Raw genomic sequence first — 15,215 nt, 5'->3', positions numbered from 1 at the left:
CTAAACCTAAATATGAGCTTCTTGAAGATTATCCAAGCTAATGATTTGATCCTTAATCTGACGTGGTTTACGAACAACAAAGTAAATCATCGTTACTAAAAGTAAGAAAGCAACAAAAGTCCAAATTGTCATTGACTTACCGTATAGGATGACTTGACCAAACTGGTAAAGGATTAAACTCACACAATAAGCTAAACCGGTTTGGAAACCGATAGCCCCAACTGTCCATTTCAGATTGGCCATTTCACGCTTAATAGCTCCAATAGCCGCAAAACATGGCGCACAAAGCAAGTTAAAAATCAAGAAGGAATAGGCAGCTAAGGAAGAATAATCTCCTCGCAGAGCCTCAGCCAGACCCGCCTCACTGCTATTATGATAGAGAATACCAAAGGTGGCAACAACGGTCTCCTTGGCAGCTAAACCTGTAAGAGCCGCAACTGTTGCCTTCCAATTTCCAAATCCGAGTGGGTCAAAAATCCAAGACAAGCCCTTACCTAAAGTCGCCAAAATGCTAACTTCCGTATCTACAGTATGTAGGGTAAAGTTGTAGTTAGACATAAACCAGATAAGAACGGTCAAACTGAAAATGATGGTTCCCGCACGTTTGACAAAACTCATAGCCTTACCAAAAGCATAACGCAAGACCGACATGGCTTTAGGCCAGTGATAGGCAGGCAATTCCATAATAAACGGACTGGTTAAACCACCTAAAAAACTCGTCTTTTTGAGGGCAATACCCGATAGGATAATAGCAGCCATCCCAATAAAATAGGTACTTGGTGCTACTAAAGAATTACTAGGGAAGAAAGCTCCAGCAATCAAGGCAATAATTTCCAACTTGGCCGAACAAGGCATGAAGGTTGCCGTCATAATGGTAATGCGACGGTCCCTTTCATTTTCAATGGTTCGACTAGACATAACCGCTGGCACCCCACAACCTGTAGAAATCAACATGGGAATAAAGGATTTCCCAGAAAGACCAAAACGACGGAAAATACGGTCCATAACAAAGGCAATACGACTCATATATCCAATATCCTCAAGCACACCCAAACAGATAAAGAGCACAAAGATTTGAGGTAGGAATCCTAGTACTGTCCCAATCCCAGCGACAATCCCATCGACAATCAAAGACTTAAGCCAGTCCTGAACTTGAAGATAGTCAAGACCAGAAGTTACCAAATCTGGAACATACTTACCAAAAAGCACATCGTTAGCCCAGTCTGTCCACATGGTTCCAACAGTCTGAATAGATAAGAAATAAACCAAATACATAACTACTGCGAAAATTGGCAAGGCCAAAATACGGTTGGTGACAATCCTATCAATCTTATCTGACAAGGTTAGGGCAAAATCTTCTGTATGACTTTGAGCCATCTGACAAACTCGTTCGATAAAGGCATAACGCTCATTAATGACAATTGACTCCGCATCTTCGGTGAAAACTTCCTCTGTGATTCGAATGATGTCTTTGATTTCTTTTCGTTGGAATGGGGACAAGTCTAGCTCAGCCTCAACTAAAGCATCGTGTTCAAAGAGTTTAATGGCGTAAAAACGCGCAGACCTTTGCGGCACCGAATTTCCCAAGACTTCCAAAATTTGTGAGATAGCAGCTTCTAATTTATCGTCATAAATTGGAAAAGCAATGTCCGCAACTGTAGAGGTTGTCGTATGAGCCGCCTTCTTCACAACCTGATCAATACCAGTTTGCTTGAGAGCACTAGTGGCTACTACCGGTACGCCTAGATGGTAAGATAATTTATCAACATTAATCTGTTTTCCCTGAGCCTCTAAAACATCACTCATGTTAAGCGCTAAAGTGACTGGAATACCTGTCTCAATCAACTGCGTTGTCAGATAAAGGTTACGCTCCAAATTTGTTGCATCGACTACATTTAAAATACTGTCTGCCCTTTGGCTCAACAAATAGTCACGCGCCACCTTTTCTTCAGGGCTATAGGGTGACATTGAGTAAATCCCTGGTAAATCCTGGATTTCTAAATCCTTATTCTTTTTGACCAGCCCACTTTTTCGTTCTACAGTAACACCTGGCCAGTTACCAACACGCTGATTGTTCCCTGTTATCAGGTTGAATAAACTGGTTTTACCACTATTAGGATTACCTATTAATGCAATTTCTGTCATTTTTCCTCTCCCTCATCCAGCATGACCACACTAATCATTTGCGCTTCCGACTTGCGTAGGGTTAATTCGTACCCTCTCAAACTAATTTCTAGAGGATCTCCCAAAGGGGCTACCTTACGCAACAAGACTCGAGTACGCTTTGTAATTCCCATATCCATAAGACGTCGTTTGGTTTCATTGGCTGAAAAAATATCAGTAACGATAGCCGAACGTCCAACTGGTAATTCAGAAAGAGGTATCTTCTCCTGATCTTCCTCGGCAGGTGCCAAATCAATCTTATCCAGAATCGACGCATCAAAGGCTAAGCGACTCCCTTTAACGATAATAATAGCACTGTTCTTGGTCTTAGTTACCACCTCAATCGTTTCACCGGCAGCCAACCCTAGGTTAGATAAGTGCAAAAGACTATCCTTAGGGAGGTTAATACCAAGAATCCGGTAAGGGGTTTTTAAGGCCGCATCATATATGAGCATATTTCTTGACCTACTTTATTATTTTTGATACGGCATCATTATAGCATATTTATCCATCTTTTCCGCAATATTATCCTAAACAAGAATGATTCTAGAAAAGTAGAACACACAAAGAAAAGGCTGGAACTTTTCCAGCCTTCACAAACAATGTATACATACTTAATGAATATCTTACAAAACCTTACTCAAGAAGTCCTTGGTACGATCTTCCTTAGTATTGTCGAAAATCTCTTGTGGTGTGCCTTCTTCGACAATGACACCGCCATCCATAAAGATAACACGATCAGCCACTTCATAAGCAAAGCCCATTTCGTGGGTAACAATTGCCATTGTCATCCCTGACTTAGCAAGGTCCTGCATAACTGATAGAACTTCACCAACCATTTCTGGGTCAAGGGCTGATGTTGGTTCGTCAAACAAGAGAACGTCTGGATCCATAGCCAAACCACGTGCAATCGCAATACGTTGTTGCTGACCACCTGATAAACTTGTTGGGTAGGCATCTGCCTTATCTTTCAAGCCAACCTTTTCTAAAAGTTCCATGGCCTTTGCTTCTGCATCAGCTTTAGAAACACCCTTAGTCTTAATTGGTGACAAGGTGATATTTTCTTTAACTGTCATATTCGGGAAGAGGTTAAACTGTTGGAAAACCATTCCCATCTTCTCACGCATTTTGAAAATGTCGTTATTTTTATCTGTAATATCCACACCTTCAAAGGAAATAACACCTTTTGTAGGTTTCTCAAGCAAGTTCATTGAGCGTAGGAAGGTAGATTTTCCTGATCCTGAAGGACCGATGATAACCACTACCTCACCCTTTTTAATATCTAGATCAATCCCTTTGAGAACTTCGTTCTTACCAAAATACTTGTGAAGATTTTTAATCTCAATAATTGTTTCTGCCATTATTTACGTCCCTCCCCAAGTCGTTTTTCCATTTGTTTCAAGAGTGCCGTCATAGCCGTTGTCACAATCAAATAATAGAAGGCTGCGAACAAGAGCGGCGTCAAGGTCAAGTAGGTTGTTGTTGCAACAGTTTGTGCACCATTCCACAATTCCATAACCCCGATGGTTTGCAAGAGCGAACTATCCTTGATAATAGTAACAAACTCGTTACCCAAGGCAGGCAAGATATTTTTAATGGCTTGAGGCAAGACCACATAACGCATGGTATTCCATGGACGGATACCAAGTGAGTAGGCAGCTTCAACCTGACCTTTAGGAATAGACTCGATACCTGCACGCACACTCTCAGAAATATAAGCACCACTGTTCAAAGAAAGGACGATAATACCTGGAACGATACGTGACAAATCAAGGTTCAAAATGCCAAACTGAACAGTTGGAAGATTCATGTGGATGAGGTTAAAAGCAATCATAATCTGCACAACCATAGGAGTCCCACGGAAAACCCAAACATAAAGGCTCACCAACCACTCCAAAGGTTTGATTCCAGAACGTTTAGCCAAGGATACCAAAACCCCAAGAATGGTTCCGAAGAAGACCACGCAGACCGAAATCATAATTGTTACTAAGACACCATAGTTAAAGTAAGACCAAAACTGTGGTAGAAATGAAAAATTCATCTAGATACTCCTTACTAATATTCTTCAATATTATATCAGAAGACTGTATAATAATAAAGTATTTTCTTATAAATGCGATATTTCAGTATAAAAACTAAGTTATAGACCTAGCTAGCAAAACTCTCAAGCAATACACCTTATGTCTTTCTAAGATGACACTACGCCAAGAGCTTTGCCAAGAATTTGAAGTACTGCCTGTTTTGACAAGTCATACAAGCATCCCCCCATGCTTTCATCCTGATAAAAATGCCTGAAACTATCGAGTTTCAGGCATTCTGATTTTTGGAACCTTGTAAAGTTCCAAAATAATTTATTAGTAAAGCAAATCGTAGATTTCCATTGCAATCAAGTCGATGCTATCAAATGAATAAGATTCACGCGCTTCAACGTCACGCAATGTGAAAACTGGACCATTTTCAGGATCGTTGCTAAATGATACTTCGGCAACAACCACTCCTTCACGTTCAAAATTACGTTTCAAATTACCACCATCAGCCGCCATCATTTCAAGACGGTTAATGATTCTCACCAAATGTGATTCCATGTTATTTCTCCTATTAATTGTGTATTTCTTACTTATTTTATCACACTTATGGGAAAAATGGGGGAATTTTAAATATTTTTCAAGGAATTGTACATAATAGCCTTGATAGAATGCATACGATTCTCAGCTTCTTGGAAGATGATATCACTGTATTTTTGGAAGACTTGATCGGTGATTTCTAACTCTGCCAAACCGTATTTGTCATAGATTTCTTGCCCAATTTGGGTATTGAGATCATGAAAAGCTGGGAGACAGTGCATAACGATGACATCTGGATTTTCCGTCTTGGCAAGTAGGTCTGCATTAATTTGATAAGGCAGGAGCAAATCAATACGAGATTTAAAGTCTACTTCTTCACCCATAGATACCCAGACATCCGTATAAAGCATATCCACTCCCTTGACCTCTGAAATATCATCAGTAATGGTTAAATCGGCACCATTATTATGTTTCTGAGCTAGAGCTACAATCTCATCTTCAGGTTGCAGCACCTCTGGGGCAATAATCTTGACATTAACGCCTAAAATAGCCGAAGTGACCAAAAGTGAGTTGGCCATATTATTTCTACCATCTCCAATATAGGCAATGGTCAAACCTTCCAAACTACCAAAACGCTCCTTCAAAGTCATGAAATCCGCAATCATTTGCGTTGGATGCCAGGTATCCGTCAAACCATTCCAGACCGGAACACCTGAGTACTTAGCCAAATCCTCGACATCTTCTTGCTTAAACCCACGGTATTCGATTCCATCAAACATAGAACCAAGCACCTTGGCTGTATCAACAACAGATTCCTTTTTACCTAACTGAATATCTCCAGCACCAAGGTAGGTCACATTCATACCTAGGTCCTGACCAGCCACCGTAAAAGCTGAGCGAGTTCTTGTGGATGTTTTTTCAAAAATCAAGGCAATATTTAAGCCATCTAAATATTTATGCGGAATTCTTTCCTTCTTTAGCTGTTTAAATTTTATAGATAAATCGATTAACTCCTCAAGTTCCTGCTTGGTAAAGTCGATTTCTTTCAAAAATGATTTAGCTTGTGTCATAGGTATCTCTCTTTCGTTCTGAATAATATAAAATTATTATATAATATTTATACATTTTAGACAAGTGATTTTGAATTAAAATTCAACGTTAGCACTCTTTTTAAGAGAGTGCCAAACCTAGATGCTTTTTACTTGCAATCTACCTTCCGCATGCTATAATGGAGTCATAGATTTGACCTTTTTTGACCAAGATTTTTTTCAATAAAGGTCTTTCCCAATTCAGATAGAAAAGAGGTACTGATATGCTCTGTCAAAACTGTAACCTTAATGAAGCTAGTATTCATTTGTATACCAATGTAAATGGTAATCAGCAACAAGTTGACCTCTGTCAAAATTGTTATAAAATCATGAAATCTGACCCAGAGAACCCCCTCAATCAATTCAATCAAACAGGAGGTTCAAACTTCTTCGACGATTTCTTCAGCGACCTAAATAACTTCCGTTCTTCTAACGGCAATCTTCCCAACACACCTCCAACACAAGAAGGTGGTAACCGAGGAAACGGTGGTAATACACAAGGACCAGGCCGTCCAGGAGGACCACGCCAACAAGCTCCTCAACAGCCACAAGGTCTTCTTGAAGAGTTCGGCATTAACATCACTGACATCGCTCGTCGTGGAGACATTGATCCTGTTATTGGTCGTGACGAGGAAATCATTCGTGTCATCGAAATTCTTAACCGCCGTACTAAGAACAATCCCGTCCTCATAGGCGAACCCGGTGTCGGTAAGACTGCTGTCGTTGAAGGCCTAGCTCAAAAAATCGTTGACGGTGGCGTGCCACAAAAACTCCAAGGCAAACAAGTTATCCGTCTTGATGTGGTCAGCCTGGTTCAAGGAACTGGTATCCGTGGCCAATTTGAAGAACGCATGCAAAAACTCATGGAAGAAATTCGTCAACGTCAGGATGTTATCCTATTTATTGATGAAATCCATGAAATTGTGGGAGCTGGTAATGCTGGTGATGGCAATATGGATGCTGGAAACATCCTAAAACCTGCCCTTGCTCGTGGAGAACTTCAACTGGTCGGAGCAACAACACTCAACGAATACCGCATCATCGAAAAAGATGCTGCCCTAGAGCGTCGTATGCAACCAGTTAAGGTTGACGAACCAACGGTTGAGGAAACCATCACTATTTTGCGTGGTATTCAACCTAAATATCAAGACTACCACCACGTCAAATATACGGACGAAGCGATTACTGCAGCTGCAGAATTGTCCAACCGCTACATTCAAGACCGCTTCTTGCCAGACAAGGCCATTGACCTTCTCGATGAAGCAGGTTCTAAGATGAATTTGACCCTCAATTTTGTTGATCCTAAAGATATCGACAAACGTTTGATTGAGGCTGAAAACCTCAAGGCTCAAGCTACTCGTGACGAAGACTTTGAAAAAGCTGCCTATTTCCGTGATCAAATTGCCAAATACAAGGAAATGCAAAAACAAACCATTAAAGACCAAGATATGCCTGTCATCACAGAAAAACATATCGAAGCCATTGTGGAACAAAAAACCAATATTCCTGTCGGTGATTTGAAAGAAAAAGAACAATCACAACTTCTTAGTCTTGCTGATGATCTTAAATCACATGTTATTGGACAAGATGCCGCAGTTGATAAGATTGCCAAAGCCATCCGTCGTAATCGTGTTGGATTGGGTGCACCAAATCGCCCAATTGGTAGCTTCCTCTTCGTAGGTCCTACAGGAGTCGGTAAAACTGAACTCTCTAAACAATTGGCTATTGAACTCTTTGGTTCAGCTGACAGTATGATTCGTTTCGACATGTCAGAATACATGGAAAAACATGCTGTCGCTAAATTGGTCGGTGCCCCTCCGGGATATGTCGGTTACGACGAAGCTGGTCAGTTAACTGAGAAAGTCCGCCGTAATCCTTATTCACTCATTCTTCTGGATGAGGTTGAAAAAGCTCACCCAGACGTTCTTCACATGTTCCTCCAAGTTCTTGACGACGGTCGCTTGACTGATGGTCAAGGGCGAACTGTAAGTTTCAAGGATACCATCATCATCATGACTTCAAATGCCGGTACAGGTAAAGTTGAAGCTAGCGTTGGCTTTGGAGCTGCCCGTGAAAATCGTACCAATTCTGTGCTTAACCAGCTTGGAGATTTCTTCAGCCCTGAATTCATGAACCGATTTGATGGTATTATCGAATTCTCTGCCCTTAGCAAAGAAAATCTCCTTACTATCGTTGACCTCATGCTTGATAATGTCAACCAACGCTTGGCTAATAACGGTATCCACCTCAGTGTAACTGAGAAAGTTAAGGAAAAATTGGTTGACCTCGGTTACGATCCTAAGATGGGGGCTCGACCACTACGTCGTACCATCCAAGATCATATTGAAGACGCTATTACTGACTTCTACCTTGAAAATCCAAATGAAAAAGATCTCAAGGCTGTCATGACTTCAAAAGGCCACATCACCATTAAGTCTGCTAAAAAAGCTGAAAAAACTGCTCAGAAAGCTGAGACAGCAAAAGAAACTGATTAAATAAAGAAACCAAGTCGCAATGACTTGGTTTCTTTATCGATTCATTTCCTATTTTCAAATTTATCCCTAATTCTGCCTAAATCAATAGGAAAATGAGCAAAATTTTAGTATAATATAGGCAAATAAACGTAAGGAGCAACTCATGAATCCAACATTTGGTGACAAGGTTGAGGGAGCTCATTATCAAACACGTTACGGTGTTTATGCTGTGATTCCTAACCAAGAAAAGACAAAGATTATTTTAGTCCAGGCTCCTAACGGGGCTTGGTTTCTCCCAGGTGGAGAGATTGAAGCAGGCGAGGATCACTATAGCGCATTAGAACGCGAGTTAATTGAAGAACTTGGATTTACAGCCACTTTAGGCCAGTACTATGGCCAGGCTGATGAATACTTCTATTCAAGCCACCGTGACACTTACTATTACAATCCAGCCTATATTTATGAAGTTGTAGATTTTTCACAAATTGGCAAACCTCTCGAAGATTTCAATAACCTGTCCTGGTTTCCAATTGACGAGGCCATTGCTAAACTTAAACGTGGCAGTCATAAATGGGGAATCGAACAATGGAAAGAAACTAACACAACAACTGGCAAATCCTAGGAGGAAACTATGAAACTCATTAATACGACCCGTACACACCAAGAACTTGTTCAAAACCAACTTGACAACACGGATGCCTTTCTCGTAGAGACCTACTCTGCTGGGAATACTGATGTTGTCTTTACGCAAGCACCTAAGCATTATGAACTCTTGATTTCGAATAAACACCGTGCTGTTAAAGACAATGAATTAGAAGTTATCCGTGAATTCTTCCTCAAACGAAAAATCGACAAGGATATCGTTTTGATGGACAAACTTAGAACAGTACATACTGACAAATTGATTGAGATTTCATTCCCAACAACTGTATAAGACAAAACAAGCAATGGCTAATACCACTGCTTGTTTTTTTGTATGTTACAAAGCTTTCGAAGCTTGATCCAGAACTTCCATAACCTGACGACTATGTTCCAACTGCTTGGCAACACTGTCAAAATCCTTGGTAGCCACCATTTTTTCAAAAGCCACAAATTCATCATGCATACGATGTTGTGGACTATTGAGATTGGCGACTCTCTCTTTCTGACCATTGAGAGTGACTCCAATCTCAGGAAGAGTATTGGTTGCACCAAAAATGGTAATAGCTCCCTTATCCCCTTGAATAGTTGAACGAATCTCCGCACTACAGTCTTTAGCTCCAATGGCAACAGCCTTAAAGTTACCATAGTCCAAAACTAGAATCCCTGACGTATCCACTCCTCGCTCCACATTAGGGAGATATCCCACACGATTAGGCTTACCAAAGAGACCAACCAGGAGATGGATATTATAGATATTCAGATCTCTAAGTGCTCCCCCACCCATTTCAGGGTTGAAGGCAGGAGCAATCTCTCCTCGCTTAAAGGCATCATAACGTGACGAATATTGGGAATAATTGATATTCACAATCTTAACATCCCCAATATCAGACAAGGCTTCCTTAATCGCTGTAAAATTAGCCAAATATTGATTGGTAATAGCCTCCATCAAGAGAAGCTCTTTTTCTTGAGCAAGCTTAGCTAGCTCTTCAAACTCTTCTAAATGAAGGGTGAAGGGTTTCTCACAGATAACATGCTTGCCGGCCAAAAGTGCTTTCTTAGCATAGTCATAATGGGTATGGTTGGGCGTTCCCACATAAATCGTATCAACTTCTGGATTGGACAAAATTGCCTCATAATCACTAGTCGCCTGAGACAAACCATATTGCTTAGCTAGGGCTTCTGCCTTATCAAGTGAGCGTGGTGTCGACAAGATAGCTTCAAGCTCAATGCCCTCAATAGTCGTTAACACAGGAAGAACCTCTGTCACAATCATCCCTGTACCCAATAGTGCAAGTTTCATCAACTTACCTCCTTAATTTCTAATCTCTCTTTACTATGGTCCAAGCCCATATAGAGATTTATAATGAAAGAGGACTCAAATCGAAGTCCTCTAAAATTTAAGAACGTCCAAGCAGTTTCTTAACTCCTTGAATCGCTTTGTATTTAAGCGGTTGTGGATAATAGCGGAAGGTTCCCATCTTGCGAACAATGTAACCATTAAAGTTTTGTTTAAATCGCAGAACTCCGTCTGAACCATCAAAGATTCCCATAATACCAAGGAAGTTATAGAACGTAATGCCACGTTTGATGGCTTGTGTCATCACATACTCTTGTAAGAGTGCTGGCGCATAAAACTTATTAAACTCTGGATAAGACCCACTAAAAAGATAAACAGCTTCTTGAGGTGTATAGACAAAGAGACTTCCAGCCAGAACAATATCTTCCTGACCATACTTGTCAATAAAGGCAGTCGCTTCGCCCTTGCGAACATCAAAGGTCTCAAACTGACTTGATAACTCTCTTAATTGGTTTTGTTTTTTCTCAGATTTTGGATTAGCCTCTAAATCAGCTTGTAATTTGACAATTCTAGCTCCCAACTTAGCCTGATCACTTTCCAAATGGTCATAGTAATCCTGAAAATTCAAGGTAGCCACCATAAAATCAGCATTGTTACCAAAAGCATCATAAAAATCTTGATAATATTCTAGCGATTTATCACTATACTCACGACGATCAGAGGTCGCTGAAGTGATTTCTTTAAAAATGGATAACTCATCACGTTTCAGTTTTTTCAACTTAATCCCAAAGGTTTTGGCTTTTTTAACCAGAGGTTTCCCTTTTTTACTGAAAGACTTGATAAGATCTTTTTCTTCAATCCCAGATAAATCCTTTACATAGTGCCAGTCAGGCTCACCACCAGGATAGCCTGTCTGTAAACCATCAAAGCTATAACCTAAATCAGTCAATTGACTAATCAGCTGCTTCTGCTCATCACTAGTTGGTTCACCATTACTGTCAAAAGTTTGATAAGTATCATAAGGTTTGATTAATAGTTCAAGAGCACCATTTTCCTTAGCATAATCCTTCAAACCTTGGTAAAAGTCGCTCAGATGAGCTGCGTTTGAGTGAATCGGTCCACAATTCACCTCCATACGAAGCCCACCAGTCATAGGCATGCTGTAGACAATTGCTGAGACTTCTAGCTGATTTCCTTCTTTCCAAGCGACATAGCTAATGCTAAATCCACGTTTTTCAAGAAGCTTAGCCATTTCCTCAGTTTGCATAAAAGAACGCTCAGACACTTGTTGAGCATGTGTGTTAAATTCTTCTTTAGTTACTTGAATGAAGCTCATTTTTTTCCTTCCTAAAATGGATAAAGTAAATGACGAGTGAGATAAAAAGCAAGATGGCAAGTACTGCCACTAAGGGCATTCGGATTGGACGGATATTAAGCAACAAATCTCCACTAACTGCATAAACAATCGATACTGGCGTCACTCCAATAAGTGTCGCCAAAATCCTCGTCCTTGTGGGTAGATTCATCTGAACACAAGCATAATTGACCAGAGCTGATGGTATAAATGGAATAGAGAAGGCCAGTGAAATCCCAATAAAGCGATGCTTAAAGTTCTCAATATAGTTTAGAAGTTTCTCCATGCGTTTGGACTTCTCTGGCTTTTCAAGTCTTCTCAGAATTTCAAAACTAGTTAAATTCCCAAAAGTATTACCAATAATATTCATCGGAATCGCAAGCAAAGGGCCATAGAGTAGGCCAACAAAAATACAAAAAATAGAACTTGAAACTCCAGGAATAGCTGATGACAGAATCATGAGACTAAGAAGGATCAGTGCATTTTGGAAATTAGCCTGCTTAAAAACTTCTCTTAAAAAGGCTTGATCATGCTTAGCGTTGGTCCATTCCTTGATTAAGGGGATGAAGTTATTTAAAAGAGGCCATAAGAATACCAGAATTAAACCTGCTATCCCTATAAAAAATAGTCTTTTTTTGGTCATTACATCTCCACAATTTTAATCACTTCTTTTATTATAACAAAAAAATGCCTTCATTGATTTAGAAAGGCATCTTTTACTGTGATTACTTATTAATCAAATTCGCTTGTGACTTGTTTTCCAAGGCACCATTTTTAAAGTTAAGGGTAAGGCTACCTGTTTCACCCTTCTTAGCAACAAGGTTCGAAGACCAAAGCGCTTGTGTCATTGTTGCATCTGAAGAGACAGCGATAGAATAAACATCCGGTGTACCAAGCGTTTTGACAGCATCATCATAGCTAGTTCCATTTTTAAGATTTTCGTACATCTTCAGTGTGATTTTAGGATCACGGACGTAAGAAAAGTTTGAAATTGACTTAACTACAGTGCTATTGTTAAAGAGTTTCGCTGTAATAACAACATTGTCATACTGCCAATTATAAACATCAAGCTTAGCATCTCCTGCCTGCTCCTGACTCGTTGATGAGGGTTCACCAAACCAGCCCTTCAAGCTATCAAGATTTGAGCCTCCTGAAAATTCCTGAGAAGCATTTGCCATGGTAATCTTATCAAAGTTCTGGCGAACATTCCCATGCTTAACGGTTAAAATCTTTGAGGCTTCATTATCCAAAGATCCCTTCGTCTCTGTCTTAGACGAAGATTTTCCACAAGCAGCTAGAGTAAAAAGTGAGAGACCTAAAACGGTCAAAGACAAAAGTTTTTTCATAATAAATTCCTATATATACAAATAAAAGGCTGACGCCTCTGGTTTTTATGGAGCCGGTGGGAGTCGAACCCACGTCCAAACACCTGCCAACATATTCGTCTACAACCATAGGTTATGTCTTTCATTTAACAGATAGACGACACATAACTCAAGCCTTCTATCTGCGAGCCTATAAATCTCTTTTCAACCAGCTAGGCAATGGTCAAACGTAGCTTATAAATCAATAAAACCTCTAAACAAACATAAGCAATCTGCTAGAAGTCACGCGAGCAGGTGTTTAGGCTGCTACAGCGTAAGAATTAGTATTTTTTGCAGTTATATTTAACTGAGCGTTTACGTCGCCACACGAGTCGCAGAATATGCCTCATAATGCCTGTCGAATCCGTAACGACCCCAATATGAGATACTGAGTATTATAGCAAATTTTTTAATAAATTGCAAAAGATTAGCCAAACTGTCTCCCCAATAAATCAACTATGGAGAGGCTAATACGTTAGTTTTCTTTGATTTTAGGACAAGCTAAAAGCATTTTTATGTATACTTGTCTTTTCCTTTTCAAGGCTAAAAGATTTTATGAAATATTTTTACTAAAACTTACGGACTAAAAAACGTTGAGAGAACAATTCACTCAACGTTTTTCTTTTTGCACCCTAAGGGAATCGAACCCCTATCTCAAGAACCGGAATCTTACGTGATATCCATTACACTAAGGGTGCTAACAGTATACTATTATAGCATACTCTAAAATAGAAAAAAAGACATGTTTCCATGCCTCTTTTTTATCTTACAATTCGATATCTCCGAAAAGATCCGCCATTGAGAATCCAGATTGAGTTTCTGGAAGTTCGTAGTCACGTTTTTCTTGACGTTTTGGACGACGTGGACGTGATTGACGTTTTTCGTTGTTTTCGCCTTCAGCGTTAGCTGGACGTTCTTCAAGAGCTTTGATTGAAAGTGATACACGTTCTGCATCAGCATTTACTTCAAGAACTTTAACAGTAACATCTTGACCTACTGAAAGAACATCTTTTGGATTTTCAACACGTTTGTGTGAAATTTGTGAGATGTGAACAAGTCCATCGATACCTGGCAATACTTCAACGAAAGCACCGAAGTCAGTCAAGCGTTTAACTTTACCTTCGATAACATCACCAGCAGCAAGTTTTTGTTCAACGCCATCCCATGGTCCAGGTGTTGTTGCTTTAAGTGAAAGTGATACACGTCCTGCTTCTTCGTCGATAGCAAGAACTTTAACTTCAACTTCATCACCTACAGATACAACTGATTTAGGTGAAACGTTACGTTCGTGAGACAATTCAGTCACGTGAACAAGTCCGTCAACACCACCAAGGTCGATGAAAGCACCGAAGCTTGTCAAACGAGCAACTTTACCAGTTACGATTGAACCAACTTCAAGTTTAGAGAAGACTTCTTTACGAGCTTCTGCAGCTTCTGCTTCAACAACTTCACGACGTGAAAGGATGAAACGGTTTTCAGCTGGATCAACTTCTTTAATTTTAGCGTCAAATTCTTGACCTACAAATTGTTCAGTGTTACGAACAAAACGAGTATCGATCATTGAAGCTGGAATAAATCCACGAAGACCTTCAAATTCAACAGAAAGTCCGCCTTTAACAGCGCGTGTTCCTTTAACAGTAACAACTTCTTCTTCACGACCAACAAGTTTATCCCAAGCTTTGCGAGCTTCCAAGCGTTTTTTAGATACAAGGTAAGTTACAGTATCAGTATCTTTACCAACAACTTGACGAAGAACAAGCACTTCAAGTGTTTCACCAACTTTAACAAGGTCTGCAACGTTTGCGTCACGGTCGTTTGTCAATTCACGACGTGTCAAAACACCTTCGATACCAGTTCCTTCGATAACAACATTTGCTTGATCATTATCTACTGAGATAACTTCAGCTGTTACAACGTCACCTGTGTTAACTTCGCTAACACTGTTTAGCAATTCTTCAAATTCGTTCATTCTAAAAAGATCCTCCAACAAGAGCCAGCCAATTCTGACCCTTGATAACAATATATTTTTAAAGGTACCCGCAAAGACAATGGTTAACATAGACGGTGCCAATGCACCCGATACCTTTTACTGGGGTAGCTGGATTCGAACCAACGCATGAGGGAGTCAAAGTCCCTTGCCTTACCGCTTGGCTATACCCCAATAGCAAAATGCTATAAAAAAACATCTAAGTACTTGATATCGACTATCCCGATTCAGTTTCTTAGACATGGAGAGAGAGGGATTCGAACCCCCGAACCCGAAGGAGCG

14 protein-coding genes, 2 tRNA genes and 1 other RNA gene are annotated in these 15,215 nt (G+C 40.1%); 3 read left to right on the top strand and 14 right to left on the bottom strand.

Going from position 1 to position 15,215, the window contains the following annotated elements; translation table 11 throughout:
* Positions 1–6: 6 nt before the first annotated feature.
* The 6 genes from feoB to argF form a co-directional block, all read right to left on the bottom strand.
* Positions 7–2,145, bottom strand: a complete 2,139-nt coding sequence (gene feoB / locus HMPREF2979_RS02655; protein ID WP_014634124.1) for a ferrous iron transport protein B — start codon at positions 2,143–2,145, stop codon at positions 7–9.
* A complete protein-coding gene (locus HMPREF2979_RS02650; RefSeq protein WP_037599232.1) occupies positions 2,142–2,618 on the bottom strand; it encodes a ferrous iron transport protein A in 477 nt (158 codons plus the stop codon). The genes feoB and HMPREF2979_RS02650 overlap by 4 nt, the downstream gene beginning before the upstream one ends.
* A gap of 171 nt (positions 2,619–2,789) precedes the next feature.
* On the bottom strand, positions 2,790–3,524 hold the full coding sequence (locus HMPREF2979_RS02645) for an amino acid ABC transporter ATP-binding protein (RefSeq protein ID WP_013990918.1): 735 nt from the start codon (positions 3,522–3,524) through the stop codon (positions 2,790–2,792).
* A complete protein-coding gene (locus HMPREF2979_RS02640; RefSeq protein WP_002886081.1) occupies positions 3,524–4,204 on the bottom strand; it encodes an amino acid ABC transporter permease in 681 nt (226 codons plus the stop codon). The genes HMPREF2979_RS02645 and HMPREF2979_RS02640 overlap by 1 nt, the downstream gene beginning before the upstream one ends.
* Before the next feature lie 313 nt (positions 4,205–4,517).
* A complete protein-coding gene (locus HMPREF2979_RS02635; RefSeq protein ID WP_002885970.1) occupies positions 4,518–4,748 on the bottom strand; it encodes a DUF1797 family protein in 231 nt (76 codons plus the stop codon).
* A gap of 68 nt (positions 4,749–4,816) precedes the next feature.
* The gene (gene argF / locus HMPREF2979_RS02630) at positions 4,817–5,797 is read right to left on the bottom strand and encodes an ornithine carbamoyltransferase (RefSeq protein ID WP_013990919.1); all 981 of its coding nucleotides are present in this window, start codon (positions 5,795–5,797) and stop codon (positions 4,817–4,819) included.
* Between the two features lie 242 nt (positions 5,798–6,039).
* On the opposite strand from argF, the gene HMPREF2979_RS02625 reads away from it, so the two are divergent.
* The 3 genes from HMPREF2979_RS02625 to HMPREF2979_RS02615 all read left to right on the top strand — a co-directional run bounded on the left by HMPREF2979_RS02625 (position 6,040) and on the right by HMPREF2979_RS02615 (position 9,223).
* The gene (locus HMPREF2979_RS02625; protein ID WP_070476502.1) at positions 6,040–8,310 is read left to right on the top strand and encodes an ATP-dependent Clp protease ATP-binding subunit; all 2,271 of its coding nucleotides are present in this window, start codon (positions 6,040–6,042) and stop codon (positions 8,308–8,310) included.
* A gap of 142 nt (positions 8,311–8,452) precedes the next feature.
* On the top strand, positions 8,453–8,911 hold the full coding sequence (locus tag HMPREF2979_RS02620; RefSeq protein ID WP_070655001.1) for an NUDIX hydrolase: 459 nt from the start codon (positions 8,453–8,455) through the stop codon (positions 8,909–8,911).
* A gap of 9 nt (positions 8,912–8,920) precedes the next feature.
* On the top strand, positions 8,921–9,223 hold the full coding sequence (locus tag HMPREF2979_RS02615) for a DUF1827 family protein (protein WP_002885967.1): 303 nt from the start codon (positions 8,921–8,923) through the stop codon (positions 9,221–9,223).
* Positions 9,224–9,268: 45 nt separating this feature from the next.
* Here HMPREF2979_RS02615 and HMPREF2979_RS02610 read toward each other — a convergent pair whose 3' ends face one another.
* The 8 genes from HMPREF2979_RS02610 to HMPREF2979_RS02575 form a co-directional block, all read right to left on the bottom strand.
* On the bottom strand, positions 9,269–10,231 hold the full coding sequence (locus HMPREF2979_RS02610) for a Gfo/Idh/MocA family protein (protein ID WP_070654999.1): 963 nt from the start codon (positions 10,229–10,231) through the stop codon (positions 9,269–9,271).
* 97 nt (positions 10,232–10,328) lie between these two features.
* A complete protein-coding gene (locus tag HMPREF2979_RS02605; RefSeq protein WP_070654996.1) occupies positions 10,329–11,564 on the bottom strand; it encodes an aminoacyltransferase in 1,236 nt (411 codons plus the stop codon).
* Positions 11,542–12,225, bottom strand: a complete 684-nt coding sequence (locus HMPREF2979_RS02600; RefSeq protein ID WP_014633415.1) for a TVP38/TMEM64 family protein — start codon at positions 12,223–12,225, stop codon at positions 11,542–11,544. The genes HMPREF2979_RS02605 and HMPREF2979_RS02600 overlap by 23 nt, the downstream gene beginning before the upstream one ends.
* 82 nt (positions 12,226–12,307) lie before the next feature.
* Positions 12,308–12,928: a DUF3862 domain-containing protein gene (locus tag HMPREF2979_RS02595; RefSeq protein ID WP_070654994.1), complete on the bottom strand. Its 621-nt coding sequence runs from the start codon at positions 12,926–12,928 to the stop codon at positions 12,308–12,310.
* 45 nt (positions 12,929–12,973) lie between these two features.
* Positions 12,974–13,323, bottom strand: a transfer-messenger RNA (tmRNA) gene (gene ssrA / locus HMPREF2979_RS02590).
* A gap of 249 nt (positions 13,324–13,572) precedes the next feature.
* Positions 13,573–13,644: transfer RNA gene (locus HMPREF2979_RS02585), tRNA-Arg, on the bottom strand.
* Positions 13,645–13,712: 68 nt separating this feature from the next.
* Complete coding sequence (gene rpsA / locus HMPREF2979_RS02580) at positions 13,713–14,915, bottom strand: 30S ribosomal protein S1 (protein WP_003094841.1); 1,203 nt, start codon at positions 14,913–14,915, stop codon at positions 13,713–13,715.
* Positions 14,916–15,035: 120 nt separating this feature from the next.
* Positions 15,036–15,107: transfer RNA gene (locus HMPREF2979_RS02575), tRNA-Gln, on the bottom strand.
* Positions 15,108–15,215: the final 108 nt, after the last annotated feature.

Source organism: Streptococcus sp. HMSC078H12 (assembly GCF_001814615.1).
Lineage (GTDB): Bacteria > Bacillota > Bacilli > Lactobacillales > Streptococcaceae > Streptococcus > Streptococcus salivarius_F.
The sequence above is the reverse complement of the archived record's forward strand: the minus strand, read 5'-3'. Positions and strand labels throughout refer to the sequence as shown.

What these genes read in the sequence shown, in the direction of transcription:
- HMPREF2979_RS02650 (WP_037599232.1), bottom strand. Translation starts at nt 2,618, where the DNA reads ATGCTCATATATGATGCGGCCTTAAAAACCCCTTACCGGATTCTTGGT.
- HMPREF2979_RS02605 (WP_070654996.1), bottom strand. Translation starts at nt 11,564, where the DNA reads ATGAGCTTCATTCAAGTAACTAAAGAAGAATTTAACACACATGCTCAA.
- rpsA (WP_003094841.1), bottom strand. Translation starts at nt 14,915, where the DNA reads ATGAACGAATTTGAAGAATTGCTAAACAGTGTTAGCGAAGTTAACACA.
- HMPREF2979_RS02615 (WP_002885967.1), top strand. Translation starts at nt 8,921, where the DNA reads ATGAAACTCATTAATACGACCCGTACACACCAAGAACTTGTTCAAAAC.
- HMPREF2979_RS02620 (WP_070655001.1), top strand. Translation starts at nt 8,453, where the DNA reads ATGAATCCAACATTTGGTGACAAGGTTGAGGGAGCTCATTATCAAACA.
- HMPREF2979_RS02635 (WP_002885970.1), bottom strand. Translation starts at nt 4,748, where the DNA reads ATGGAATCACATTTGGTGAGAATCATTAACCGTCTTGAAATGATGGCG.
- feoB (WP_014634124.1), bottom strand. Translation starts at nt 2,145, where the DNA reads ATGACAGAAATTGCATTAATAGGTAATCCTAATAGTGGTAAAACCAGT.
- HMPREF2979_RS02640 (WP_002886081.1), bottom strand. Translation starts at nt 4,204, where the DNA reads ATGAATTTTTCATTTCTACCACAGTTTTGGTCTTACTTTAACTATGGT.
- HMPREF2979_RS02610 (WP_070654999.1), bottom strand. Translation starts at nt 10,231, where the DNA reads ATGAAACTTGCACTATTGGGTACAGGGATGATTGTGACAGAGGTTCTT.
- HMPREF2979_RS02645 (WP_013990918.1), bottom strand. Translation starts at nt 3,524, where the DNA reads ATGGCAGAAACAATTATTGAGATTAAAAATCTTCACAAGTATTTTGGT.
- HMPREF2979_RS02625 (WP_070476502.1), top strand. Translation starts at nt 6,040, where the DNA reads ATGCTCTGTCAAAACTGTAACCTTAATGAAGCTAGTATTCATTTGTAT.
- argF (WP_013990919.1), bottom strand. Translation starts at nt 5,797, where the DNA reads ATGACACAAGCTAAATCATTTTTGAAAGAAATCGACTTTACCAAGCAG.
- HMPREF2979_RS02595 (WP_070654994.1), bottom strand. Translation starts at nt 12,928, where the DNA reads ATGAAAAAACTTTTGTCTTTGACCGTTTTAGGTCTCTCACTTTTTACT.
- HMPREF2979_RS02600 (WP_014633415.1), bottom strand. Translation starts at nt 12,225, where the DNA reads ATGACCAAAAAAAGACTATTTTTTATAGGGATAGCAGGTTTAATTCTG.